Raw genomic sequence first — 25,775 nt, forward strand, 5'->3', positions numbered from 1 at the left:
GAGGTGTGGGTTCCACCACAGCCAGTGCGACCGGACCTTGGTGAGGTGGGCGGATGCCTACCACCTCCCGTGCCGTTCCCGCCGCTCTCGCCGGTGTCCTGCTGCTCGCCGCGTGCGGTTCCCAGAGCGCCTCGCCGGGCGATGACGACGGTGGGGTGCGGGCCGAGACGCTGTGCCCCTCGGACTTCTCGCAGTACGGCGGTGCGCCGTCCGCCGAATCGTCCGCCGGCCCCTCCGGTACGCCGACTCCGCTGCCCGTGCCCTCCGTCGCCGGTCCGGCCGAGGACGGCGTGAAGATCACCGCCCTGTACGCCTGGGGGCCGCAGAGCGGCTGCGCGGGGGTCGAGTACAGCGCGGAGTTCGAGGTCACCAACCGGGAGACGGAGACCGCCACTTACACCGTGACCCTCGGATTCCTCTCGGCGGCGGGAGGCGTGGCCGACGACGGGGAAGGGGTCGTCGAGGCGGTCGGGCCGGGCCGGACCGTCAAGGGCAGCGTCGTCATGGCGCAGACGGTCGGGCACGCACCCGAGGTGTCCGGCGTCGAGGTGGTAGAGGTACGCAGCGTTCCCGCCGCCGAGGCGTCGTCCGACTCGGGGCCCTGCCCCAAGTCCGGCGTGCGCCTCTACGCCGATGACGGGGACGCCGCGATGGGGCTGCGCGTCGCCGGCCTGCGCCTGGTCAACTGCGGCACCCGGCCCTACCAGCTCAACGGCTACCCGAAGCTCGAACTCCACGACGAGGACCACGACACCGTGGACAGCGTACGGATCCTCCACGGGACCGATCGGATCAGCACCGCCACCGGTGGAAGCGGCAGCCCGCAACCCGTCGTCCTGCGTCCGGGGGAGGCCGCCGAGGCCGGGTTGGCGTGGCGCAACACCACCGAGGCCGGCGTCGGCGATCCGGTGAACGCGCCGTACCTCCGCGTGTGGGCGAAGCCCGGGGCCGACCCCGTGATGGTGGTGCCGGAACTCGACCTCGGGACGACGGGGAAGCTCGGCGTCGGACCGTGGAAGAAGGACGAGACGTACCGGGACCCCAGTGCCGCCCCCACAGCCCCCGCCACCCGGCGCCCGTGATCGCGCACCCCGACCTCGCGGTGTGTGCCCACCCATGGCGGACGCGTCCGTTGTGTTGTCCCACCCCATATCGACGGCCCGTTCACGCTTCTACGGTCCCTCCCCATGACTCAGACCAGAGCCGCAAGCCGAGCCGCAAGCCGTCGTATCCCCGTCCTGGCGACCCTTCTCGTCGCCCTGATCGCCGCCGTCCTCACGCCCGGCCGGGCCGAGGCGGCCTCCCTCCAGGAAGTCACCGGGTTCGGGCCGAACCCCGGTGCCCTGCGCATGTTCCGGTACGTCCCCGACAGGCTGCCCGCCGGCCGGCCCGTGGTCGTCGCGCTGCACGGCTGCACCCAGAACGCCGCCGGCTACGGCACCGGCAGCGGATGGCTCCAACTCGCCGACCGCTGGGGCTTCTCCGTGGTCCTGCCGCAGCAGCAGACCGCCAACAACGCCTCGTCCTGCTTCAACTGGTTCCAGAGCGGCGACATCGCCCGCGGCCAGGGCGAGGCCGCGTCCGTCGCACAGATGGTGGACCGGCAGCTCGCGGACGTCTCCGGTGACGCGTCGCGCGTGTATGTCACCGGACTGTCCGCCGGGGGCGGGATGAGCGCCGTGATGATGGCGGCGTATCCGGAGAGGTTCGCGGCGGGCGGGATCGTCGCCGGGCTGCCGTACGGGTGCGCGCAGGCCGCCGGGTCGCCGTACGTGTGCATGTACGTGGGTGCCACGCAGACCCCGCGGCAGTGGGGCGACCGGGTGCGCGCCGCCCGGCCCGGGTACACCGGCCCCTGGCCCACGCTGATCGCCTTCCAGGGCACGGCCGACTACACCGTGAAGCCCGTCAACATGACCGACCTGACGCGGCAGTGGACCGATGTGCAGGGGGCCGATCAGGCGGCCGACATGAGTGACACCGTCGCCGGGTATCCGCACCAGGTCTTCCGGGACGCGGGCGGGCGTGCCGTCGTGGAGGCGTACAGCGTCACCGGGATGGGGCACGGGCAGCCCGTCGATCCGGGGAGCGCGAGTGAGCAGTGCGGGAGCGCCGGGGCGTATGTCCTCGACGTGAACCTGTGTGCCGCGTACCGGATGGGGCGGGCCTGGGGGCTGGGCTGAGCCGACGTGCTCTGTCGCCGCGGGCGGTTGTCCGGGATGCTGCTGAAGCATGAGCAGACCCGTGAGCGATTCCGGGAGACGCCTCAACTCCCGTGGAAGACTGTGGATTTGGCCCGTCGCCGTGGCGCTCGTCGCCGCCGTCCTCGGCCCCGGCGCGCAGGCCGGTGCGGATGCCGACCGAAGTGGCCTGCCGGAGGCCATCGACACCGTGCTGGGCGATGCGCGGATGGAGGGCGGCGTGGCGAGCGTCGTGGTCGCGGACGCCGGCACCGGCGAGCTCCTCTACCAGCATCTGCCCTCCACCCGCCTCATGCCCGCCTCCAACACCAAGCTCCCCACGTCGGCCGCCGCGATGGAGATCCTCGGCCCCGGGTACCGGTTCACGACGGAGGTGCTGTCGACCGGCCGACGGCAGGGCTCGGTTCTCCACGGCGACCTCTACCTGCGCGGCACCGGCGATCCGACCCTGCTCGCCAAGGACTACGACCGGCTCGCCGCCGACGTCGCCGCGTCCGGCGTCACCCGCGTCGCCGGGCGCCTCGTCGCCGACGACACCCGGTTCGACGACCAGCGTCTCGGCCGTTCCTGGGCCGCCGACGACGAGTCCTCCTACTACTCGGCCCAGATCAGCGCCCTCAGCGTGGCCCCGGACACCGACTACGACACCGGGACCGTGATCGTCACGGTCGCGCCGGGGGAGGAGGCCGGTGACGAACCGGTCGTCACCGTCACGCCCGACACCGACTACGTCGACCTCGACGTGCGGGCCACGACCGTCGCCGCCGGTGGGGCGAACGACCTCACCGTGGAGCGGGAGCACGGCACGAACACCATCGTCGTCAGCGGTACGACACCCGTCGGCGGGGCCGGCGCGAAGGAGTGGGTCACCGTCTGGGGGCCCACCGGATACGCCGCCGCCGTCTTCCGGGACGCGCTCGCGGAGCACGGCGTCAAGGTCACCGGCCCGACTCGCCTGGGCCGCCAGACCCCCGCAACCGCAAGGGAGTTGGCCTCGCACGACTCCATGCCCCTCAAGGACCTGCTCGTCCCGTTCATGAAGCTCTCCAACAACATGCACGCCGAGATCCTCGTCAAAGCCATGGGCTACGAGGTGTCGAAGCAAGGGAGTTGGAGCGCCGGACTGAGTGCCGTCAGCGGGTATCTCAAGGGCATCGGCGTCGACTCCGGCAAGGTACGGCAGGTCGACGGCTCCGGGCTCTCGCGGATGAACAACTTCCCGGCCGGACAGCTCGTCGAGCTCCTCCTCGCCGTGCGCGCCGAGCCCTGGTACGCCGACTGGTACCGCTCGCTGCCGGTCGCCTGCGCCCCGGACCGGTTCGTCGGGGGCACGTTGCGGTCGCGGATGTGCGGTACGGCTGCCGCGCTCAACGCCCGTGCGAAGACGGGGTCGTTGACGGGGGCGTCGGGGCTGTCCGGGTATGTCACGGACGCCGGGGGACGGGAACTCGTCTACGGCATCGTCCTCAACAACTATCTGGCCTCGTCCGTGAAGCCGTTGGAGGACGCGATCGTGGTGACGCTGGCCAAGTCGACTGCGGAGGCGGCGGGTTCGGCCGTTTCGACGTCGATTCGTGGGGGCGGGACGAACACCGACGTCGAGTGCACTTGGCGCAAGCCGGACATCTGCTGATTACGCACGGCAAGTGCGCTGTGACCGATAGTGTGACGTCGTGACGCGCCAGTTGGGTGCGTCCTCCCTTCACTCCGGGCCCCACCTCGTCGGGGCCCGGCCCGACGAGAGCGGTCCCGGGACCGTGACTGACCGCCTCACGTCGAAGGGAGGACGCCCCCGCATGGGCTGTCACGAGGAGCAGAAACCGACTCTCGTCATGCGGCTGATCCGGCTCTTGCCGGAGCGTGCGGCAAAGCACGCGAGGAGGTGGCTGCTCTGGTGGCTTACCAGGTAGCCGGATATCCCCACACGGCTTGGGGACATCCGACAGGCTCCTGGTGAGCCGGGCCCCTCTCGGAGCACCAACTCCGAGTGGGGCCCACCTTCTTTGGTGGCTTACCAGGTAGCCGGATATCCCCCACGGGCCAAGGGACATACGACACGCTCCTGGTGAGCTTGGGCCTCCGGCCGAGTACTGGATTACCCGCCCAGGCGGCGCCCTCTCCGCCTCCAAGTACAGCACACGAGCCCCCCGCCCGGCAGCACGATCAGCGACCGTTCACGCCACCGCCCGCCGCCCCGTACTGCCCCTCTCCGTCATCCTCGGCGCCAGCAGCGTCGCCTCCGACACGGCCTTCCCGTCCAGCTTCTTCATCAGCAGCTCCACCGCCCGTGCCCCCACCTCCGCGGCAGGCAGCGCGATCGACGTCACCGGCACCCGCAGCGATTCCGCGAGCTCGTCCGGACAGATCGCCGTGACCGACAGGTCCGTCGGCACCCGTAGCCCCAGCCCCTCGAAGGCATCGATCAGCGGCTCCAGAACCGTCTCGTTGTGGACGACGACCCCCGTCAGCGCGGGCTGCTCCCGCAGCAGTTGCTCGGCGACCGCACGCGCCGCCGCGGGCGACGCCTCGCACGGATGTACGGCTGAGGTGAGCCGCCCCCGATCGGCCGCGGCCGTGAACCCCTGCACCACCCGCTGGGCGAACGCCGTCCCCCGCACATACACCTCCGGCGGCGACCCCACCAGCGCCACCACCCGGTGCCCGAGCCGCGCCAGATGCTCCACGCACGCCTCGCCGGCCGCCATGAAGTCGAGGTCGATGCAGGTCAGCCCCTCGGAGGAGGCAGGGAACCCGATCATCACCGACGGCCGGTCCAGGCCGCGCAACAGCGGCAGCCGCGGATCGTTCAGCTGCACGTCCATGACGATCAGCCCGTCCACCAACGCGGTGTCCACGACCCGCCGCAGCCCCGCCTCGCCCTCCTCCTGGGTCAGCAGCAGCACATCATGGCCGTACTGACGGGCCGTGGTCACCACCGACACCGCGAACCGCATCACCACCGGCACATTGATCCCGGCCCGCAGCGGCACCATCAGCGCCAGCACGTTCGATCTTCCGCCGGCCAGCGCGCGGGCGCCGGCGTGCGGGCGGTAGCCGAGTTGGCGGATGGACTCCTCGACGCGGCGCCGGGTCTCCTCGGAGATCGGGCGCTTGCCGCTGACGACGTACGAGACCGTGCTGGGGGAGACCCCCGCGTGCCGCGCCACATCCGTGATCTTCACCATCAGCCCAGCTCCAGGGAGAGAAACCCGGCCCCCGCCTTGGCCCGCACCTCGCGCTCGCCCGCCGCCAGACCCCAGGGCGCGGCCGGGTCACTGCACGAGGCCCTGAGCGTGCCCCCTTCCCGTACGACCGTGAAGGCCACCTCCCCGACCCGCACCGCCACCTGCGCGCCCCGCTCCAACCCGAACGCCCGCAGAGTCACCCCGTCGGCATGGTCGTAGTCGGGCCGGTCGTCCACCGCGCCCACCGGGATCACCGCGCCCGGCCGCACCAGCAGCGGCACGCTCTGGAAGCCGTGCTGCTCGCGCACCCAGCGCGGGCCGGTCACCGTCCGTCCGCTCAGGAAGTGGGTCCAGGTGCCCTCGGGGACGTAGTACGAGACGTCTCCCTCGTCACTGAAGACGGGCGCCACCAGCAGGTCGGACCCGAGCATGTACTGCCGCTCCAGATGCGCGCACCCGGGGTCGTCCGGGAACTCCAGGACCATCGCCCGCATCATCGGCACGCCCTCGGTGTGGGCGGTGCGGGCGGCCTCGTAGAGGTAGGGCATGAGGCGCAGCTTCAGCCGGATGAAGTGCCGGGCCACGTCCACGGCCTCGTCGTCGAAGTGCCAGGGGACGCGGTACGAGGACGATCCGTGCAGGCGGCTGTGCGAGGACAGCAGGCCGAACGCCAGCCACCGCTTGAACAGCGCGGGCGACGGCGTGCCCTCGAAGCCGCCGATGTCGTGGCTCCAGTACCCGAAGCCGGACAGGCCGAGCGAGAGGCCTCCGCGCAGCGACTCCGCCATCGACTCGTACGTCGCCTCGCAGTCGCCGCCCCAGTGCACGGGGAACTGCTGGCTGCCAGCCGTCGCCGAGCGCGCGAAGACCACCGCCTCCTCCTCGCCCCGGTGCTTGCGCAGCACGTCGAAGACGGTGCGGTTGTAGAGGTACGTGTAGTAGTTGTGCATCCGCTCCGGGTCGGAGCCGTCGGACCACACCACGTCGACCGGTACCCGCTCGCCGAAGTCGGTCTTGAAGCAGTCGACGCCCTGTGCGAGCAGTGCCTCCAGCTTGGCGGCGTACCAGTCGCGGGCGGCGGGGGAGGTGAAGTCGACCAGCGCCATGCCGGGCTGCCACAGGTCCCACTGCCAGACGCTGCCGTCCGGTCGCTTCAGCAGGTGTCCCAGTGCCTTGCCCTCCGCGAACAGGGGGGAGCGCTGGGCGATGTACGGGTTGATCCAGACGCAGACCCGCAGGTCCTTCGCCTTCAGCCGGGCCAGCATCCCCTCCGGGTCCGGGAAGACCCGCGGGTCCCACTGGAAGTCGCACCAGTTGAACTCGCGCATCCAGAAGCAGTCGAAGTGGAAGACGGAGAGCGGAAGTTCGCGCTCACGCATGCCGTCCACGAAGGACGTCACCGTCTCCTCGTCGTACGACGTCGTGAAGGACGTCGACAGCCACAGGCCGAAGGACCACGGGGGCGGGAGAGCGGGGCGGCCCGTCAGGGCCGTGTACTTGCGGAGGATGTCCTTCGGGGTCGGGCCGTGGATGACGTAGTACGTCAACTCCTGTGTCTCCGCGCTGAACTGCACCCGGGACACCACCTCCGAGGCCACCTCGAAGGAGACCTTGCCCGGGTGGTCGACGAAGACGCCGTAGCCCGCGTCGGTGAGGAAGAACGGGATGTTCTTGTACGCCTGCTCGCTGCAGGTGCCGCCGTCGGCCTGCCAGATGTCGACGACCTGCCCGTTCTTGACCAGCGGGCCGAAGCGCTCGCCGAGGCCGTAGACGGACGTGCCGACGCCGAGGCGCAGCTGCTCGCGCAGGTAGTGCGCCCCGGTCGCGTCCCGCATGATGCCCATGCTCTTGGCGCCGCTGGAGGTGAGGGTGCGGCCGCCGGCCAGGAACTCGACGTGCCAGGGGCCGGTGCGGGCGACTCGGACCGACAGGGCGCCGGAGGTGAGGGTCGCGTGCTCGTCGTCGGAGGAGATCCGCGGGGCGGTCTCCTCCGACTCGGCGAGCTCGAACTCGGGGCCGCGGGGCTGCTCGCCGCTGAAGTGCGTGAGGGTGAGGCCGATGACGTCGGGCATCGGGGTGTGGGCGTTGATCGTCATGACCGGTCCCGTCATCAGGTCGCCGCGGGTGCGGATGGGCCGGGTCGGCGCGTGGATCTCCAGCGCGCCGTCCGACTCGGTGACGTCGAGGACTTCGGCGGGGTGATCCGCGGTGACTCCCTCGCGCAGGAGCCAGTAGCCGTCCGTGAACTTCATGTGGGGGGTCCTTACTCGACTGCGCCTACGGTGATTCCCCGCTCCGTTTCGTCGAATCGTTTCGACGGGATGTGTCGAAGCGCTTCGACAGTCGAAGGTATGTGCGGCCTGAGAGTGCGTCAATGGCTTGCGCGGGACTGGGGCGGGGAGCGGGGGGGGGTGCCCCTATGGGTTTCGTCAAGCTGATGGGGCGGGTTGGGGGTCGTAGAAGGTGCCGTCGCGGAGCATCGCGAAGAGTACGTCGGCTCGTCGTCTCGCGAGGCAGAGGAGGGCTTGGGTGTGGTGTTTTCCCTGGCTGATCTTCTTGTCGTAGTAGGTCCGGGAGGCCGGGTCGGCCAGAGCCGCGAACGCGGACAGGAAGAAGGCCCGTTTGAGCTGCTTGTTTCCGCGGCGGGATGGTTGTTCGCCGCGGATCGAGGAGCCAGAACTGCGGGTTGTGGGGGCGAGGCCGGCGTAGGCGGCGAGGTGGGCGGCGGTCGGGAACGAACGGCCGTCGCCGACGTCGATGAGGATGCGGGCTCCGGTCCTGACGCCGATCCCCGGCATGGACGTCAGGACCTTGGAAAGAGGGTGGTTCTCCAGCAGTTCCTTCGATCCGGGTGGCCAAGAGTTTCCGCTGGTCAAGCACCGCTCGGAGCGAGTTGGCGAGGCTGGGGACGATCAGAGCGGCCGCGTCGGTGCCCGGGACGACGACGGTCTGTTCGTCCAGTGCGGTGAAGATGTCCTCGACGAGCCGCTCGGCCATCCGCGGTGCCTTCGGGCGTATCAACGCAATGAGCCGTCGGCGTCCGGCTTTGCGGATCTGGGCCGGGGAGCCGAACTGGTCGAGGAGCTTGAGCACGGCCGGGTGTTGGACGCGTGGGCCCAGGATCCGTTCCAGCGACGGGTGGATCTGGGTGAGCAGGCCCCGCAGGCGGTTGCTGATGCGGGTTGCTTCGCCGGCCAGGTCGTCGTCGAAGCCGACGATCATCTCCAGCTCGGCGATGGTCTCGTCCTGGAGGTCGACCGAGCGGAGCGTGTGAGGCATGACGCGGGCCGCGTCTGCGATGACGAACGCGTCGCGGGCATCTGTCTTGGCCTCGCCGGGATAGAGGTCGGCGATCCGCCGCATCGTCAGGCCGGGCAGATAGGCGACCGGGCAGCCCATGTCCCGGGCCACCGCCAGCGGCAGAGCCCCGATCGAGGCCGGCTGGTCGACCACCACGAGCACGGTCCCGTGCTTGGCCTGCAGTTTGCCGAACACTTCGCGGAGCTTCGGCTCGCTGTTGGGCAGCCGCTTGTCGAAGGCCTTCTTCCCGGCCGGGGTGACGGCGGTGGCGTGGTGTTCGCCCTTGCCGACGTCCAGGCCGAGGAAAGCGCCGATGTCACTGACGTCGATCACGTGCGTCCTTCGGTCGTCCTCGCCCGGCCGTCCCACGGCACCGATCGCCACATCCACATTACGAAGAGCCTCCCGACCTGCGAAGAAGCCGGTGGTCATGCCCCTAATCAGCGGTCTGTCGATGCCTCCGGAGCCGGTGACACCACCCCCCAAGACATGCGATCGACAGGGGGAGAAAGTCATGCCAACTCCGAAGGCCGGGCGCCCCATTGCGGGGCTACCAAAAAGGTAATGGGGGGGCATGCCCGAGGGAAGTCCGTCGCAGGCGATCTGGAAGCACCGCAAGGCGTTCGTGGAACGGGGCCCGTCGGGCCGCTTCGGTCGCGTCGGCCTGCCGCTGGTGTCCTTGTTCATGGTCGTGGCGCCGCTGCTGGCCCCGCTGATCGACGTATTCCTGATCTACGGCCTGGTCTTCGGCCCCACCGGGAAGACGATCGTCGCCTGGCTGGGCGTCCTCGCGATCCAGGCGGTCTGCGCGGCGTACGCCTTCCGCCTCGACCGCGAACCCATGACCCACCTCGTCTCGCTGCCCCTCCAGCAGCTCCTCTACCGCCAGCTCATGTACGTCGTGCTGCTCCAGTCCTGGATCACGGCCCCGGAGGCCGCTGCGCTGGCGGAAGCTGCGGCGTACGGGGGTTGTCGAGGCGCCGGGTGGTCCGGTGCCGAGGCAGCGGACGGCTGGAACCGGAATTGAGCCGTCGCCACGACAATTGCGGCAATAGTGACGGCGATGGGATGCGCGGTTTCCCCGGGGAATTCCAGCGGTCGGGAAGGGGGGAAAGGGGGAAGGGGAAACCGGAAATGGGAAACCGGAAATGCCGGCCGCACCGTGCGTTCCCGCTCGGTGCGGTCGGTACGAAAGTGCCGAAACTTTCGGCTGCGGCGCCTGGTTCAGGTGGCCGGCCTCAGCTGGGTGCGTCCAAGTTCGGCTTACGGCGCACCTCCAGCACGCTGACCGCCTCACCGGACGGGGCACCGAACGACTCCACGATCACGCTCCGGGCCGTGCCGGTGACCTCAAGCGCCAGGTGACTGTCCGCCACCCGCAGATCCAGCCGAGCCCGGGGAGCTCCGCCATGGTCGGCCATGCGGTGGATCCGCTCCGCCGGATACCCGGCCGAACGCAGCTTGCGGACCAGCTTCTGGTAGGTGGCCGGACCCTTCTTCCCGAACGCCTGAGTGATGCGCTCGGTGTGCTTGGCGCCGGAGCACACCTCGATGCCCGTCAGCGGAACCTCGTCCACCACGCCCGGAGTGCTGGATTCCGGTGCGGAAGACGCCGCGTCCTCCACCGGGACGGGGATGTCACCATCGGCGTTCGGGGTGCCGGGCGGGGTCTGGCCGGGGCCGTAGGCGGGAGCGCCGGTCGGGGCGTCCGGCAGCGACTCCGGATCCGGCGCGCCTGAGCCGGAAGAGCTGGGGGCGTCGGGCGTGCACTCCTGGGCGAATCGGTTCACCAGGTCGAGGAAGCGTACTTCGGCATCGGTGCTGTCAGGGGAGCTGCTCACTGAGGCACCAGCCGGTCGGGTACGCGCGGAATCGTTCGCCTGAACCGTGCCGCAGCCGGTGACGGCCATACAGCCGATCGCCAAGGCGGCAAGGGACTTGGGGAGGGACGTGGGTCGCATGAGGACATGATCGGGGCTCCGGCAGTTTCTGCCTATGAGTATCCGTACTCATGTTTACGCCCTACCGGCAAACCCCAAAAGCGGCACCAACTCCTCCGCTTTTTTAGGCTCTTGCGCGGTGATCGTCCCCTCACTTAGTGTCCGTGATCGTTCGCCGATCAAGCGATCGGCGTAATTCAGAGGGGGATTACTTTGCGAAGATACGCTGCATTCCCTGTTGTGGCCGCCGCGGCGATGGCCATGCTGCTCCCGCAGCAGTCGGCGTCCGCCACCGACGTACCCGCGCAGCCCCTCGCCGACGGCGAGATCACCACCATCGGACCCGGCGTCTACGAGTCCGCCGGCAATACCTTCCAGATCAACGAGAACGACGTTCCCGCCGGTCTGATGGGCCGCTCCCACACCATCGTCGGCCAGGGCACCGGTGTCTCCCAGGCCCAGGACGCCCCCACCGACCGCGCCGACCTCGGCGTGTTCGGACCGAGCTGGGAGGCCGAGTTCCTCGGCGGCCAGCTCAACCGCAAGCTCACCACCGGCGCCGGGGTCATCACCACCACCGACCTCGACACCGGCACCGCCACCCGCTACGACCTCACCGATTCCGTAGCGCGACCCGACGGCGGATCGGTCAACACCTACAAGGCCGCCGACGGCTCCACGTTGGTGGAGAACACCGTCTTCGACGATCTCGCGGGTGACCTGAAGACCACCGTCACCGAGACCCTCAACGTCGACCTCACCGCCGGGGCAGCCGACGACGACCAGCCCGTCGACGCTCTCGGCAACCCCATCTCGGCCGCCGACCTCAAGCCCTCCTACACGTGGAAGCAGGTCTCGGGCAGCGGCGACAACTGGCGCGTCACCGCGGTCGGCACCAAGGCGTTCAAGCAGTCCACCGTCACCTACGACGCCAAGGGCCGCGTCTCCACCGTCAGCGACCCCGCCCGCGGCGAGAGCTCCGCGCAGTCGATCAAGGTCACCTACGCCACCGCCACCACGGCCTCCGCCTCCACGCCCGGCGACGTGAACGGCCAGGTCAAGGAGATCACCCTCACGGTCGGCCAGGACGTACAGACCCTCGCCCGCTACTCCTACGACAGCTCCGGACTGCTGCGCAAGGTCAGCAACCCGGCCGAGGGCAGCGACCTCAACGCCTACACCTACGACGCCGGCGACCGCGTCTCCACGGCCACCGCCGACACCGGTGCCCGCTGGGAGCTCTCGTTCAGCGGCTCGACCGCCGCGCCGAGCGCCACCGAGACCACGGGCACCGTCCCGGACGGCGGCACCTCGCTCGAAGGTGCCCCCTCCATCGAGCAGGAGGAGGGCGTCACCCCGGCCGCCGAGGACTTCACCGGCTCCGAGATCACCGACCCGCAGGCGTACCCGCGCTACTGCTCCCACGCCTCGCACTGGATGTGGTACGTCTACCAGGGCTGCGCCACCAAGGTCGCCCACTACGGCTGGCACAACCCTTACTGGAAGAAGACTCCCACCGGGCACTGGATCGTGGGCATCAACCACGACCACTGCACCTCAGCCAAGGACAAGCCCAACGGCTGGGACTTCCGCGCCGCGTGTGACAGCCACGACTACGGTTACGGCACCATCGGCAACGCGTACAAGGGCTACAGGTACTACCTCGACCGTGGCAAGGGCGTCCAGGCCGACGCCACGTTCTACACCACCCTGTACAACTACACGTGCCCGGCCTACAGCTCCAAGACCCGCTGCCGCATCACCGCGTACGCGTACTACACGGCCGTCTTCTACTTCGGCCGCCCGAAGAACGGCGCCGACGCCACCTGACCTGCAGGCTGCACCGGCCAGTTGAACACGGGGCCGGGCAGCGAGCGCGCCTCGCTGCCCGGCCCCTCCTCGCGCACCTGAACCCTTGTCGACGGTCATGCGATTCCCCACTCGGACCGCCGTCGTCCCCCCACATGGGCACCTCGGACCCCTTTCTTCTTGCACGGAGTCACTACGTGAAGAGACCCATATGGGCTGCCGTCACCGCCACGGCAGCGGCTGTGCTGTTCTCCGCCCTCCCGGCAAACACCAACCCGCTCACCGGAACGAGCACGGCAACGGCCGATGAAACAGGCCCCGTTGACGCCGCCCTGTTCGACAAGACCGCCGACGGCTCCACCATCCGCGTCAACGTCCTCACCGACCAGCGCACCGACATCTCCGGCGCGGCCGAAGCAGGCACCACGCTCGTCTCCTACGACACGGTGCCCCTCGTCACCCTGCGCGTGGACTCCGCCGGCCTGAGCCGGCTCCAGAACGAACCGGGCGTCGTCAGCGTCACCGAAGACCTTCCCGTCCCACCGACGCTGAACGAATCCACCGTCAAGATCGGCAGCGACAAAGCCGCCGCCGCGGGCAAGACCGGCGCCGGCGCCACCGTCGCCATCCTCGACACCGGCATCTCCGCCAAGCACCCCTTCTTCTCCGGCCGCGTCAAGACCGAAGCCTGCTTCTCCTCCGACGACGCCGCCTACGGCGCCACCACCCTGTGCCCGGACGGCACCACCGACCAGGAAGGCCCAGGAGCCGCCGATACCGACACCGGCCCCTGCGCCACGCTCGGCTCCGCCTGCTCCCACGGCACCCACGTCGCCGGCATCGCCGCCGGAAACGGCTCCGGCCTCACCGGAGCACCCACCCGGGGCGTCGCCCCCGGCGCGGACATCGTCTCCATCCAGGTGTTCTCCAAGTTCGACTCCGACAACTACTGCGGAGCCGGAAGCAGCCCGTGCGTGCTGTCCTTCACCTCCTCCCAGATCAAGGGCCTGGAGAAGGTACTCGCACTGAAGAGCGCGGGCGTGAACATCGTCGCCGCCAACATGAGCCTGGGCGCCGGACGTTGGACCTCCGCCTGCACCAGCGACCCGCGCAAGTACATCATCGACGCCCTCCTCACCGAAGGTGTCGCCACCGTCGCCGCCGCCGGCAACAACGGCTACAGCGACGCCGTCAACGCCCCCGGCTGTGTCGCCTCCGCCGTCACCGTGGGCTCCACCACCGACGACGACCAACTCTCCACGTTCACCAACCGTGGTCCGCTGCTCGACCTGCTCGCCCCCGGCACCTCCATCGTCTCCTCCGTGCCCGGTGGCGCCTACGCGTCCAAGAACGGCACCTCGATGGCCGCTCCCCACGTCGCGGGGGCACTCGCCGTCCTGAAGCAGACCTACCCGACCGAGACCATCGACGGCCTCGTCTCACTCCTGGCCACCGGCGGCACCCGGATCACCTACACCGGGGCAGCCACCCCGCGCATCGACGTCGCCAAGGCTGTCACCGCCGTGGAGCCCAAGCCCGTCGCGGACACCAAGCCCCGCGCCTTCCGCGTCGACAACGACAAGGACGTCACCATCCCGGACGGCGTCGGCTCACCGGCCCCCGGCCCCTCCGTCACCTCCCCGGTCACCGTCGCCGAATACCCCGGCAACGCCTCCGGCAAGCTCACCGCCTACGTCGACATCACCCACACCTACCGGGGCGATGTGAAGCTGGAACTCCTCTCGCCCACCGGCAAGGTGTTCCTGCTGAAGAACACCAGCGGTTCCGACGGCGCGGACAACATCGCCGCCGCGTACACCGTCGACGCCTCCACCGAGCCCGCCAACGGTCAGTGGAACCTGCGCATGACCGACATCGACGACGTCGACACCGGCAAGCTCAACACCTGGTCGCTGGTCTTCCCCACGCCCTTCGAGAAGACCACCACCCAATCCGTCCCCGACACCGGCACGTTGACCTCCACCATCGCCGTGAACAACATCGGCGGCAACGCCTCCGGTCCGCTCCAGGTGTACACGAACATCGCGCACACCAAGATCGGCGACCTGCGGCTGACGCTGACGAGCCCGGACAGCAAGAGCTACGTCCTCAAGCCGTACGGCTCCGAGCCCGGCGGCACCCTTCAGACCACCTACGGCGTGGACGCCACCGACGCCGTCGCGGACGGAACATGGACGCTCAAGGTCAGCGACTCCGCTTCCGGTTCCACCGGTGACCTCAAGGGCTGGTCCCTGGGCTTCCCGTCGTACGAGAACCAGACCGTCAAGGCCGTACCGGACAAGAACTACACCGAGATCTGGACCAGGACCGAGAACCTGTCCGGCATCGCCTCGGCCAAGCTCCAGGTGTACGTGCACGTCGAGCACCAGAACCTGGAGGACCTCAAGATCGACCTTGTCGCGCCGGACGGTTCGCTGCGCCTGCTCAAGGCCAACGGCTCGCCGAACGAGGCAGGCGTCATCAAGAAGATCTACACCGTCAACGTGGAAGGTCTTCCGGCCAACGGCTGGTGGAAGCTGCGCGTCGATGACGTGACCACCGGCAAGACCGGAACGGTCAACAACTTCGTCGTCAGGTTCTGATCCTCCTTCCTGCCCGACGGCGAACAGCACGCCCCCGCCACCGGCTCACGGTGCGGGGGCGTGCTCCTGCAACATCGTTCAGAACGCCAGGATCCAGCCGGTGAGGGTGCCCGTGGCGCCGGCGGAGGTGTCCTTGACGCGGAGCTTCCAGGTGCCGTTCGCCGGGGAGGCAGCGGCGTCGACGGTGTAGACCTGCCGGATGGTGCCGCCGGTCTCCGTCGAGGACGTCGACTTGAGCGCGTACGTCGTGCCGTTCGGGGCGACCAGGCTGATCTCCAGGTCACCGCGCCATTCGTGGGTGGCGTCCACGTACACCTGCAGGTCCTGTGGAGCGGAGCCGGTGAGCCCGCTGACGGTGATCGGCGACTCCACGGTGCCGGGGTCGGGGACGGTGTGGCTGGTCTGGTTCTCGTACGAGGCGGGGAACGTCAGCGACCAGCCGGTGAGGGTGCCGGTGGCGCCGGCGGAGGTGTCCTTGACGCGGAGCTTCCAGGTGCCGTTCGCCGGGGAGGCACTGGCGTCGACGGTGTAGAGCCGGCGGATGGTGCCGCCGGTCTCCGTCGAGGACGTCGACTTGAGCGCGTACGTCGTGCCGTTCGGGGCGACCAGGCTGATCTCCAGGTCACCGCGCCATTCGTGAGTGGCGTCCACGTACACCTGCAGTGCCTGCGGGGCGGAGCCGGTGAGCCCGCTGACGGTGATCGGCGACTCCACGGTGCCGGGGTCCGGGATGGTGAAGTCGGTCTGGTTCTCGTGCGAGGGGAACGTCAGCGACCACTTGTCGAGGGTGCCGTCGGCGCCCGCGGACCTGTCCTGGACCTGGAGCTTCCAGGTCCCGTTGGCCGGGGACGAACTGGCGTCGACCGTATAGGTCTTGCTGAGCGTGCCGCCGGGGTCCGTGCCGTTCGTCGTCTTGAGGGCGTACGCCTTGCCGTTCGGGTCGACCAGGTCGATCTTCACCTCGCCGAGCCACTCGTGCGTGAGGTCCAGGGAGACCTGCAACGCCCCGGGAGCGTTACCGGAGATGCCGCTGACGGTGATCGGCGACTCCACGGTGCCGGGGTCGGGAACGACGTAGTCCGCGTCATTGATGATCCTGGACGCACGGGGCTTGGTGGCCGGTTCGGGTTCCGGCTCCGGTTCCGGCTGCGTTCCGCCGAGCGCCTTGCCGATGTCGATACGAGGAGTGGTGGCGCCGGTGTAGGTGATGGCCTTCCCGCTGGTCTCCAGGAGCGACTCCAGTTCCCCGACGCTCTTGGCCGGGAACGCCTCGCGCAGGATCGCGAAGGCACCGGCCACGTGCGGCGCGGCCATGGAAGTGCCGTTCTTCGAGGCGTAGCCGTCGCCGGGAACGGAGGAGACGATGGCGGTGCCGGGGGCGAGGAGGTCCAGCAGCGGGCCCCGGTTGCCGAACGAGGACAGCTGGTCGTCGTCGGTGGTGGAGCCGACCGCGATGGCCGACGGGATGCAGGCGGGTGCGCTGATCGCGTCGCCGTAGCCGTTGTTCCCGGACGCGACCACGGTGGCGACACCGGCGTCGAACAAGTCGTCGATGGCCAGCCCCCGCGGGTCCCTGTCGCAGGCGGCGGCGTACCGTCCGGCGCCCAGGCTCAGGTTGGCCGCGACGACCGGGGTTCCGGACTGCCGGAGCTCCAGCACCTTTTCCAGCCCCGCTATCTGGGCGCTGGTGAAGCTGAGCACGCAGGGAGCGGCGCCGGCGCCGCAGTAGTCCTCGGAGGTGAACTTGCTGAACACCTGGACGGCGACGATGTCGGCGCCGGGCGCGACGCCGCGCGCGGGGGCTCCGGCTACGCCGGCGCCGTTACCGGCGGCGATACCGGCCACATGGGTTCCGTGAGAGCAGCCGGCGATGGTCGCGCACGCCCCGGTCTCGGAGTCGGCCGTGCCGGGACCCTCCTGCGCCGCGGTGCCGTTCGGGCACAGGCTGGTGGCGGAGTACTCGGCGTCGACGGGCGAGAAGCACGCCTCGGCGATGATCCGGCCCTCCAGGAACGGGTGTCCGGTGGCGACGCCGGTGTCCAGGACGGCGATCGCGCTGCCCGCGCCGGTCTTGCCCGCCGCGGCGGTCTGGGCACCGCCGACGAGGGGGACGCTCTGGTCCAGGGACGGCGGCACCGGAACGTCCTCGGTCACGCTGACCACGCCCGGCTGGGCGGCCAGTTCGTCCAGTCCGCCGCTGTCCACCTTGAGGGTGACGATCGGCAGGCTGTCGAAGGTCTGCAGCGTCTCACCGGCGGTTGCCGCGCCGGACAGGTCCGTTCGGCTCTCGGTGACGACGTTGACGCGGACGGTGCCGCCGTCGGCGGTCTCGTCGTACAGCGGCGGGTCGATCGGGTCGGTGGTTGCCTCGGCAGCCGCGGGGATGCTCTGCGGCACGGCGGCGTGGGCCGGCAACGCACCGAGGGACACGGTGGCCAGCGCCATGATGATCGCGGAGGACCACAGGGGTCTCTTCAATTTCTCTCCATCGAGGAAGCGGGCACCGTCGTGCCCGCGGGGATGGGCGGTGAAGCCGAAGGCCAGACGGTGAGATGTGCCATCCGGCCTTCATGCCTGAGTCGCGTTTGCTCGTCAGCGGGTGCTGCCGAGGAGGACGTGGCCGTGGTATCGCGTCGAAGTACAGGCCGGGGCACAGTTCTGCGCACTGAATCCCCCCTTTGAAGATCCTTTGATGGATCGCCGGGAAACGTAAAGGCCCTGTAAGTGCTTTCGCAAGCCCCGATATAGGGAGTTAGGGGTTCCGTTTGGTTGCAGCGGCGAAAGTTGTCAACTGGACCCAATAGCCAATAGCCGATGGCCAATAGGGGGGCGATTCTTGCGATGGCCGCCGTTCGCGTCCGTGAAGCAGAAGCGGTGATTTCCTATTGATGTGATCGCGATCACACTGGCTATCTCGTAGGGCGAACCGCGGATCAGGGGCGCCGACTTGGCGGTCAGAGCCGTTCTGGGGGGCACCGCCATCACCCTGACGGCCATAACTGCCGGAATTTTCCAGGTAGTTGTCGTGGCGCGGCGGCCTCTCGCCGGTCGCGCCAAAGTGAGAAACCCTGCTGCCGTGACGGGTCGCGGGTGGGAGCTCCGGAATTTTCTGAAACTCCTGTGCAGGGATGAGTACTTGTACTCATGCCTGAGCGCGCTTTCCGGTCCACCGTTGAGCACCCGACCCCGGCCCGATCCGAAGGAACCCGCGATGCCGAATGCCTGCCGCCCGCGCAGCCACCCGCGCCCGCGCCGGTTCCTCGCGCTCACCACGGGCAACCCTGGGAGTGGTCGTCCCTTTCGGTCCCGGCGCCCTCGCCACGAGGATCGCGACTGCCGCGTCGCCCGGCGCGCGGCAGCCCCTCCCGAGTGTCCTCCCGGCCGCTCCGGGCGGGAGGGAATGGACGTGGCGCGTCCTGCGAGCCCCCGCTCGCACAGGACGCGTGGGGTTCGCCGGGATCTCGCCAGGCAACGAGAGAGGTGCTGATGGGCCGTGACCTGCTGCAGCTGCGTGCTGCGACTCCGGAGGATCTCGAGTGGATCCACGAACTGCGTCACCGGGTGTACGCACAGGAGCTGGGCCAGCATGTCCCGGACCCGTCCGGGCGGCTTCGCGACGGGCTGGACGGCGACAACGTCTATCTGGTCGCGGCGCGAGGAGCGGCCCGAATCGGCTTTGTCAGTCTCACTCCGCCCTGGCTGGGGCGGTACGCGCTGGACAAGTACCTGACCCGCGACGAGCTGCCGTTGCTGGCCGAGGGCGGTCTGTTCGAGGTGCGCATCCTCACCGTCGAGCCGCGCTGGCGGGCCACCGCGGCGGCGCCGCTGCTGATGTACGCGGCACTGCGCTGGATCGCCGCTCGGGGCGGTCGCCGGGTGGTGGCGATGGGGCGCACCGAGCTGCTCGACATGTACCTGGCCGTCGGGCTGCGCCCGGTCGGCCGTACTGTCCGCAGCGGTGCGGTGACGTTCGAGGTGCTGACCGGCGGCGTGCCCGAGCTGACGAAGCTGGCGATGGACCGGTACGGCGCCACGCTGGAGCGTCTGCGGTCCGCCGTGGACTGGCGGTTGGACATGGCGTTCGCACCCCGGCCGGACGGCTGCGAACACGGTGGCGTCTCGTTCGACGCGATCGGCACGGACTTCCGCAGTCTGCACCGGCGCCGTCAGGTGGTCGCGGCCGATGTGCTGGACGCCTGGTTCCCGCCGGCCCCCGGCGTGCGGGCGGCGCTCGCGGAGGATCCCGCCTGGGCCGCCCGGACCTCGCCGCCGACCGGCGCCGAGGGTCTGCTGGCGGAAATCGCCATGGCCCGGGCGCTGCCGGTGGAGACCCTCGCGGTCGGCGCCGGTTCCTCCGACCTGATCTTCAGGGCGTTCGGCCAGTGGCTGACCCCGGACAGCAGGGTGCTTCTGACAGACCCGTGCTACGGCGAGTACGCCCACGTCACGGAGAGGGTGATCGGATGCCGGGTGGACCGGCTCCGGTTGCGCCGCGAAGACGGCTGGCGGATCGATCCGGCCCGGCTGGCCGCCGCCGTCAGCTCCGAGCACTACGACCTCGTGGTGGTGGTCAACCCCAACAACCCGACCGGACGCCACGCGCCGGCCGCGGAGCTGCGCTCCCTGATCGACGCCGCGCCGACCCGAACCCGCTGGTGGATCGACGAGGCATACCTGGGATACGTCGGCATCACCGAGTCGCTGGCCGACCTCGCCGCAACGGACCCGCGGGTGGTGGTCTGCAGCTCACTGTCGAAGATGTATGCGCTGTCCGGCATGCGGGCCGCGTACCTGGTGGCCGAGCCCGTCACCGCGGCGCGGCTGCGCCGATGGACACCACCTTGGCCGGTCAGCCTGCCGGCGCAACTGGCCGCGGTGGCAGCCCTGCGCGACCCTGCCTACTACAGCGACCGCTGGCTTCGCACCCATGCGCTACGGCGGCAGCTGGCCGCCGACCTGGCCGGGCTGGACGACACCTTGACGGTCGAGGAGGCCGTGGCGAACTTCCTGACCGTGACTCTGCCGTCGGCCGGGCCGAGCGCCGCACAACTGGTGAGCGAGTGCCGCCGCCACGACGTATACCTGCGCGACCTGTCGCCGTTGTCGGCGGAGTACCAGGGACGCACCGTGCGCATCGCGGTCAGGGACACCGCCGAGAACGCCCGCATTGTGGCCGCGTGCCGGGCCGCCCTGGATGCGCTGAGGCCGGGTTCGACCTCGCCCGTTCCGATGCCTCAGTCAGTTCCCGCAGCTGGCTCCGCTCGGTGATCACCGTCAACTCCTTGGTGCCCTACCTCGGTGGGGCGCTGGTGCTGGGCGGCATCGCGGCGGCGGCGTCCCGGCGTCGTGAGCTGCTGATCCGGTGGTGCGCCTGGGCGGTCGGAGTGCCACTGGTCACCGGTGCGTTCTTGCTGGGCCGCCCGGGCGCGGCGGCCCTCGCCATCGTGGCCGCGGTGATCGCGGTGATGGAGTACGGCGGGCTGATGAGGCTGGGCCGGGCAGACCGGGCGGTACTGGCCGTGGCGGTGACAGGCGTGGTGCTGGCCACCTGGTTGGCGCCCGGACAGGTGCTCCGGGTGGCCGCCGTCGGGGCGCTCGCGGTGGCCGCGGTGCCGCTCCTGGCCGGCGACGCCGACCATGGCCTGCACCGGCTCGGCGCCGGTCTGCTCGGGTTGGCCTGGCTGAGCGTGCTGGCCGCGCTCGTGCCGCTCGGGGCGAGCGCGCTGGCGCTGTTCGTCGCGGTCTCGATCGCCGACATCACGGCGTACTTCGCCGGTCAACGGCTCGGCGGGCCACGGCTGTCGCCCCTGTCACCGGCCAAGCGGTGGAGCGGCACTCTGGCCGGGGCAGCGGCCGGCCTCGGCGTGCTCGCCGTGCTGTCCACGCCGAGCTGGCCGATGGCGGTTGCGGTGGCGGTCGGCGGCCCGGCCGGCGACCTCCTCGAATCCATGATCAAAAGAGGAGCGCAGGCCAAGGACGCCGGCCGCTGGCTACCCGGCTCCGGCGGCCTGCTGGACAGGATCGATTCACTGCTCATCGCACTGGCAGTCCTGCTTGTCCTGGGCTGACCCTCATCGCCCCCGGCCGGGCGGCGGAGACGGCGACGAGGGACTGACGAGGGACTGACGGAGGACTGACGCGGAGGGCGAGCCCCTGTCACCCTCCAGCCGAGCCGAGCCGAGCCGAGCCGAGCCGAGCCGAGCCGAGCCGGGCCGGGCCGAGCCGGGCCATGGCCCTGGACCGTTTCTGCGGTCGTGGGCGTCACCCGATGGCGATGCGTGTCTTCCAGGAACTCGCCGGGGCGATGACCTCTGTGCCGGACCCCATCAGCAGCGGAAAGTTGGTGACCGCCCATCCCGAGGCGCCGTACTCGCTGTCGAGGCCGTCGGCCGAACTTCCGGCGTTGCCCAAGGATGCGAGGCTGACCCCGCCGCCGGAGCCGGCGATGCCCTTGCGCAGATGGGCATCCGCAGCACACGGCTCGCCCTGGCCGCGTGGGGACCCGATGGCGCACCCAAGGCTGCAATGCGGGCCATTCCTCAGTGATCCACCGCTCACCCGCCACGAGCAATGACCTTGTTCGCGTGCACATCATCCCCGCGGCAAGGTTCCCCCAAGATCCCGTGAAGCACGCCCACCCAGGCCCCGACTGTCAGACCCCCGTGGAACACTGACGACGTTGCCCAAGTGAACGGGGTGGGCCGAGTGGCCCAGGTGGTCGGTGGGGAGCGGACGGCAATGAGCAAGCGGCAAGTGCAGAAGATGCTGCAGCTGATGGCGAGCGGGGGGCCCGTCGAGCTCACCAGCCCCATGGCCTCCGTGAAGAAGCTCGCCAAACTCGCCGTCGTCGCCCAGCAGTTCGGGTACGAGTACCTGGACGTACGGCAGAGCACCGGGCGCAACGGCGCGCTCATCATGATGATCGCGCCCGACCCCAGCCCTCAGGCCCGCGCCCGCGCCGCGCAGAACCGGGCGCAGTATCCGAACGCCCACGACGGGGTCTCCGTGCCACCCCTCGTGCCGGACGCCTTCGAGCTTCTCAAGGCCCGCATCAACTTCGACCTCACCGGCAAGAACGCCGAGAAGCGGGCGGGCTACGCCGCCGTGGGCGTCACCCTCGGCGCCGGGATCCTCGGGGTGCGGCTCGGCGGGGACGCCTCCGCCTGGATCGCGGCGCTGCTCACATGGGCGTTCTTCATGGCGATCCTCGGCGTGGTCTTCCTCGTCAACCGCAAGCGCAACGCCAAGTTCGCCGCCCGGCTGCGGTCCGCCGGGTTCATGCCGTTCACCGAGGAGTCCGGGCGGGTGCGCTACCTGCCGCCGGGCACCCGGCTGCCCGGGCAGCCCTTCGCCGCCGGGCCGTACGGCAACCAGCCCCTGGCTGCCGCTCCCACCCCGGGCGCCCCCGCCGGTTACGGCCAGGAGGCCCCCGGGCCGTACGCCGGCCGGCCCGCCGCCCCCGGGGCGTACCCCGCCCCCGGCCGGCCCGCCGCCCCCGGGGCGTACCCCGCCGCTCAGCCCGCAGCCCCGGGTCCCTATCCCGCTCAGCCCGCGGCCGCCCTCCCCCCGTACGGCGACCAGCCCGCCCCCAGCCCCTACGGTGCCCCCCAGCCCCAGGGCCCGTACGCCACACCGCAGCCGCAGCCGCAGCGGCACCCACAGCACCAGGCGCAGCCGCACCCACAGCACCAGACGCAGCCGCACCCACAGCACCAGCCGCCACACCAGCCCCAGCAGCCGTACGGCCAGCCACAGCCCTACCCGCAGCAGAACCCCCAGCACAACCCCCACTGGCAGCCCCCGCAGCCCTGACACCGCCGTCCCCGCATCGCGCCCCTATATAGGGACGCCGCATGTAGGGACGCACACAACCTCTCATCCACCCTCCCCGCCGGGTGAGAGCAAAGTTCCTTTCCGGTCACCCGCTGCCACAGGGCGGAAACGAGCCCTCCCTACCTTCGGGATCAGCCACTCGAAGTGCGACCGAGCCCCGAAGTACCGTGGAGGCGTCATGACAGCCCCTAGCACAGCCCCCGCTGCAAGCAGGGGAGGCCGCTGGATCGATCACTGGGACCCCGAGGACGAGACGTTCTGGAAGGAGACCGGAGAGAAGGTCGCGAAGCGGAACCTCTTCTTCTCCGTCCTCTCCGAGCACATCGGCTTCTCGATCTGGACCCTGTGGTCCGTGATGGTGCTCTTCATGGGGCCCGAGTACGGGCTCACCCCCGCCGACAAGTTCACCATCGTCTCGATGGCCACCCTGGTCGGCGCCATCGTCCGCGTGCCGTACACCTTCGCCGTCGCCGTCTTCGGCGGCCGGCTGTGGACGGTGATCTCGGCGAGCCTGCTGCTCGTGCCCACCGTCGCCGCCTTCGCCGTGATGGAGCCGGGGACGTCGTTCACCACGTTCCTGCTGTGCGCGATGCTGGCCGGTATCGGTGGCGGAAACTTCGCCTCCAGCATGACCAACATCAACGCCTTCTTCCCCCTGCGTAAGAAGGGGTGGGCGCTCGGTCTGAACGCGGGCGGCGGCAACATCGGCGTGCCGGTCGTGCAGCTGATCGGTCTGGCGGTCATCGGTGCCAGCGGCGGCCCGCGCCTGCTGCTCGGTATCTACATCCCCTTCATCGTGATCGCCGCCGTACTCGCGTGGCTCAAGATGGACAGCATCTCGTCGGTGAAGAACGACACCGGCGCCGCCAAGGACGCTGTGAAGGAGGCCCACACCTGGATCATGTCCTTCCTGTACATCGGCACCTTCGGCTCCTTCATCGGATACAGCTTCGCCTTCGGCCTGGTCCTGCAGACCCAGTTCGGCCGTACGCCACTGCAGGCCGCCTACGTCACCTTCATCGGCCCGCTGCTGGGCTCGCTGATCCGGCCCGTGGGCGGCTCGCTCGCCGACCGGTTCGGCGGAGCGAAGATCACGCTGTGGAACTACGTCGCCATGGCCGCCGCGACCGGCGTCATCATCGTGGCCTCGATGCAGAAGTCGCTGCCGCTGTTCACCATCGCGTTCATCGCCCTGTTCGTCCTGACCGGCATCGGCAACGGCTCGACGTTCAAGATGATCCCCGGCATCTTCCACAACAAGGCCCTCGCCAAGGGACTCACCGGTGAGGAGGCCGCCGCCTACGGCCGCCGTCTCTCCGGCGCCTCCATGGGCCTCATCGGCGCGGTGGGCGCGCTCGGCGGCCTCGGCATCAACCTCGCCTTCCGCCAGTCCTTCCTCTCCGTAGGTTCCGGCACCGGCGCCTTCAGCGCCTTCCTGGCCTTCTACGGCGTCTGCTTCCTGGTCACCTGGGCCGTATACCTTCGCCGCCCGGCCGCCTCGGAGACGCACACCACATCGGCCTCGGAGGCAAAGCCGCAGCTCAGCTACGCAGAAGTGTGACGTAACACCGCTGACATCAAGCCGAACCGAGCCTGTCACGCACCGTTGACAGGCTCGCTCGGCATGCAGGTGTACCCACCAAGGGTGCGATCAGGAGCCGCTCCCGGTCACCCCCGGTGGACCACCTGGCGCAGGCACCACAACTCGAGTGCGGGACGAGAGTTATGTACGACACACAGCAGCAATCCGAACACGGGCCCCTCGCGGGGTTCACCGTGGGCGTGACCGCCGCACGCCGGGCCGACGAACTCGGGGCGTTGCTCCAGCGACGCGGCGCCGCCGTGCTGCACGCTCCTGCCTTGCGCATCGTGCCACTCGCCGACGACAGCGAGCTGCTCGCCGCCACCAAGGAGATCATCCAGCGCACGCCGGACATCGTGGTCGCCACGACCGCGATCGGCTTCCGGGGCTGGATCGAGGCCGCCGACGGGTGGGGACTGGGTGAGGACCTGCTGGAACGGCTGCGCGGGGTCGAGCTCCTCGCGCGCGGACCGAAGGTCAAGGGCGCGGTACGCGCCGCCGGGCTGACGGAGGAGTGGTCGCCGTCCAGCGAGTCCATGGCCGAGGTACTGGACCGCCTGCTGGAGGAGGGCGTCGACGGGCGCCGGGTCGCCATCCAGCTGCACGGTGAGCCGCTGCCCGGGTTCGTGGAGTCGTTGCGGGCCGCGGGAGCGGAGGTGCTCGGGGTGCCCGTCTACAGGTGGCTGCCGCCGGAGGACATCGGCCCCGTCGACCGTCTGCTGGACGCCACGGTCTCGCGCGGCCTGGACGCCCTCACCTTCACCAGCGCCCCGGCCGCGGCGTCCCTGCTGTCGCGGGCCGAGGAGCGCGGGCTGCTTCCCGAAGTGCTCGCCGCCCTCAACCACGACGTCCTCCCGGCCTGCGTCGGCCCGGTCACCGCGCTGCCCCTGCAGGCACTCGGCGTCGACACCGTCCAGCCCGTGCGCTTCCGGCTCGGTCCGCTGGTCCAGCTGCTGTGCCAGGAACTGCCCGGCCGGGCTCGGTCCCTGCCGATCGCCGGGCACCAGGTGGAGATCCGCGGGCACGCGGTCCTGGTCGACGGCGTACTGCGCCCCGTGCCGCCCGCGGGCATGTCCCTGCTGCGGGCCCTGTCCCGCCGGCCGGGCTGGGTGGTGCCCCGCGCGGAGCTGCTGCGCGCGCTGCCGGGTGCGGGGCGGGACGAGCACGCGGTGGAGACGGCGATGGCGCGGCTTCGTACGGCTCTGGGGGCGCCGAAGCTGATCCAGACGGTGGTGAAGCGGGGGTACCGGCTGGCCCTGGATCCGGCGGCGGACGCGAAGTACGCGGACACGTGAGCCGCCCCCGCCGCCCCTACCCGTCCC

The 25,775-nt window shown here is 70.1% G+C and carries 15 protein-coding genes and 2 pseudogenes; 11 read left to right on the forward strand and 6 right to left on the reverse strand.

What is annotated here, in order from left to right; translation table 11 throughout:
* Nucleotides 1-53: 53 nt before the first annotated feature.
* From QQM39_RS27900 to dacB, 3 genes are all read left to right on the forward strand, one after another.
* Complete coding sequence (locus QQM39_RS27900) at nt 54-1,082, forward strand: DUF4232 domain-containing protein (protein WP_302000307.1); 1,029 nt, start codon at nt 54-56, stop codon at nt 1,080-1,082.
* Nucleotides 1,083-1,187: 105 nt separating this feature from the next.
* Nucleotides 1,188-2,183, forward strand: coding sequence for a PHB depolymerase family esterase (locus QQM39_RS27905; protein WP_302000308.1), 996 nt, complete (start codon nt 1,188-1,190; stop codon nt 2,181-2,183).
* A 49-nt stretch (nt 2,184-2,232) separates the two neighbouring features.
* Nucleotides 2,233-3,834, forward strand: a complete 1,602-nt coding sequence (gene dacB, locus QQM39_RS27910; RefSeq protein ID WP_302000309.1) for a D-alanyl-D-alanine carboxypeptidase/D-alanyl-D-alanine-endopeptidase — start codon at nt 2,233-2,235, stop codon at nt 3,832-3,834.
* 541 nt (nt 3,835-4,375) lie between these two features.
* Here dacB and QQM39_RS27915 read toward each other — a convergent pair.
* The 3 genes and pseudogenes from QQM39_RS27915 to QQM39_RS27925 all read right to left on the reverse strand — a co-directional run bounded on the left by QQM39_RS27915 (nt 4,376) and on the right by QQM39_RS27925 (nt 9,019).
* On the reverse strand, nt 4,376-5,386 hold the full coding sequence (locus tag QQM39_RS27915) for a LacI family DNA-binding transcriptional regulator (protein WP_302000311.1): 1,011 nt from the start codon (nt 5,384-5,386) through the stop codon (nt 4,376-4,378).
* Nucleotides 5,386-7,638, reverse strand: coding sequence for an alpha-xylosidase (gene yicI, locus QQM39_RS27920; protein ID WP_302000312.1), 2,253 nt, complete (start codon nt 7,636-7,638; stop codon nt 5,386-5,388). Before yicI ends, QQM39_RS27915 begins: the two co-directional genes overlap by 1 nt.
* A gap of 177 nt (nt 7,639-7,815) precedes the next feature.
* Nucleotides 7,816-9,019: pseudogene (locus tag QQM39_RS27925) on the reverse strand (IS110 family transposase).
* A 262-nt stretch (nt 9,020-9,281) separates the two neighbouring features.
* Between QQM39_RS27925 and QQM39_RS27930 the strand changes: the two are divergent.
* Nucleotides 9,282-9,741: pseudogene (locus tag QQM39_RS27930) on the forward strand (bi-functional transferase/deacetylase); the annotation flags it as partial.
* Between the two features lie 183 nt (nt 9,742-9,924).
* On the opposite strand, the gene QQM39_RS27935 reads toward QQM39_RS27930, so the two are convergent.
* Nucleotides 9,925-10,527 carry a hypothetical protein gene (locus QQM39_RS27935; RefSeq protein ID WP_302000314.1) on the reverse strand — a complete coding sequence of 201 codons (603 nt, stop codon included), beginning with the start codon at nt 10,525-10,527 and terminating at the stop codon, nt 9,925-9,927.
* 339 nt (nt 10,528-10,866) lie between these two features.
* Between QQM39_RS27935 and QQM39_RS27940 the strand changes: the two genes are divergently transcribed.
* Both QQM39_RS27940 and QQM39_RS27945 read left to right on the forward strand, forming a co-directional pair.
* Nucleotides 10,867-12,456: a phospholipase A2 gene (locus QQM39_RS27940; protein WP_302000315.1), complete on the forward strand. Its 1,590-nt coding sequence runs from the start codon at nt 10,867-10,869 to the stop codon at nt 12,454-12,456.
* 176 nt (nt 12,457-12,632) lie between these two features.
* Nucleotides 12,633-15,038 (forward strand): proprotein convertase P-domain-containing protein, encoded by a 2,406-nt coding sequence (locus QQM39_RS27945; RefSeq protein WP_302000316.1) that lies wholly within the window; start codon nt 12,633-12,635, stop codon nt 15,036-15,038.
* A 78-nt stretch (nt 15,039-15,116) separates the two neighbouring features.
* Here QQM39_RS27945 and QQM39_RS27950 read toward each other — a convergent pair whose 3' ends face one another.
* Nucleotides 15,117-17,516 (reverse strand): proprotein convertase P-domain-containing protein, encoded by a 2,400-nt coding sequence (locus QQM39_RS27950; protein ID WP_302000317.1) that lies wholly within the window; start codon nt 17,514-17,516, stop codon nt 15,117-15,119.
* Between the two features lie 1,008 nt (nt 17,517-18,524).
* On the opposite strand from QQM39_RS27950, the gene QQM39_RS27955 reads away from it, so the two are divergent.
* Nucleotides 18,525-20,306, forward strand: coding sequence for a histidinol-phosphate aminotransferase family protein (locus QQM39_RS27955; protein ID WP_302000318.1), 1,782 nt, complete (start codon nt 18,525-18,527; stop codon nt 20,304-20,306).
* Nucleotides 20,303-21,106, forward strand: a complete 804-nt coding sequence (locus QQM39_RS27960) for a phosphatidate cytidylyltransferase (protein WP_302000320.1) — start codon at nt 20,303-20,305, stop codon at nt 21,104-21,106. The genes QQM39_RS27955 and QQM39_RS27960 overlap by 4 nt, the downstream gene beginning before the upstream one ends.
* Before the next feature lie 193 nt (nt 21,107-21,299).
* Here QQM39_RS27960 and QQM39_RS27965 read toward each other — a convergent pair whose 3' ends face one another.
* Nucleotides 21,300-21,449 carry a hypothetical protein gene (locus tag QQM39_RS27965; RefSeq protein WP_302000321.1) on the reverse strand — a complete coding sequence of 50 codons (150 nt, stop codon included), beginning with the start codon at nt 21,447-21,449 and terminating at the stop codon, nt 21,300-21,302.
* A gap of 327 nt (nt 21,450-21,776) precedes the next feature.
* Between QQM39_RS27965 and QQM39_RS27970 the strand changes: the two genes are divergently transcribed.
* From QQM39_RS27970 to QQM39_RS27980, 3 genes are all read left to right on the forward strand, one after another.
* Entirely contained in the window at nt 21,777-22,850 is a 1,074-nt protein-coding gene (locus QQM39_RS27970) for a hypothetical protein (RefSeq protein ID WP_302000322.1), read from the forward strand.
* Nucleotides 22,851-23,049: 199 nt separating this feature from the next.
* Nucleotides 23,050-24,432 (forward strand): NarK/NasA family nitrate transporter, encoded by a 1,383-nt coding sequence (locus QQM39_RS27975; protein WP_302000323.1) that lies wholly within the window; start codon nt 23,050-23,052, stop codon nt 24,430-24,432.
* A gap of 164 nt (nt 24,433-24,596) precedes the next feature.
* Nucleotides 24,597-25,748, forward strand: coding sequence for a uroporphyrinogen-III synthase (locus tag QQM39_RS27980; RefSeq protein WP_302000324.1), 1,152 nt, complete (start codon nt 24,597-24,599; stop codon nt 25,746-25,748).
* Nucleotides 25,749-25,775: the final 27 nt, after the last annotated feature.

This window comes from Streptomyces sp. DT2A-34 (assembly GCF_030499515.1).
In the GTDB taxonomy this organism is placed as follows: domain Bacteria; phylum Actinomycetota; class Actinomycetes; order Streptomycetales; family Streptomycetaceae; genus Streptomyces.

Bases quoted from the DNA above. Each gene is read 5' to 3' on its own strand.
- QQM39_RS27975 (WP_302000323.1), top strand. From the start codon at position 23,050: ATGACAGCCCCTAGCACAGCCCCCGCTGCAAGCAGGGGAGGCCGCTGG.
- QQM39_RS27955 (WP_302000318.1), top strand. From the start codon at position 18,525: ATGGGCCGTGACCTGCTGCAGCTGCGTGCTGCGACTCCGGAGGATCTC.
- dacB (WP_302000309.1), top strand. From the start codon at position 2,233: ATGAGCAGACCCGTGAGCGATTCCGGGAGACGCCTCAACTCCCGTGGA.
- QQM39_RS27970 (WP_302000322.1), top strand. From the start codon at position 21,777: ATGAGCAAGCGGCAAGTGCAGAAGATGCTGCAGCTGATGGCGAGCGGG.
- QQM39_RS27915 (WP_302000311.1), bottom strand. From the start codon at position 5,386: ATGGTGAAGATCACGGATGTGGCGCGGCACGCGGGGGTCTCCCCCAGC.
- QQM39_RS27905 (WP_302000308.1), top strand. From the start codon at position 1,188: ATGACTCAGACCAGAGCCGCAAGCCGAGCCGCAAGCCGTCGTATCCCC.
- QQM39_RS27900 (WP_302000307.1), top strand. From the start codon at position 54: ATGCCTACCACCTCCCGTGCCGTTCCCGCCGCTCTCGCCGGTGTCCTG.
- yicI (WP_302000312.1), bottom strand. From the start codon at position 7,638: ATGAAGTTCACGGACGGCTACTGGCTCCTGCGCGAGGGAGTCACCGCG.
- QQM39_RS27980 (WP_302000324.1), top strand. From the start codon at position 24,597: ATGTACGACACACAGCAGCAATCCGAACACGGGCCCCTCGCGGGGTTC.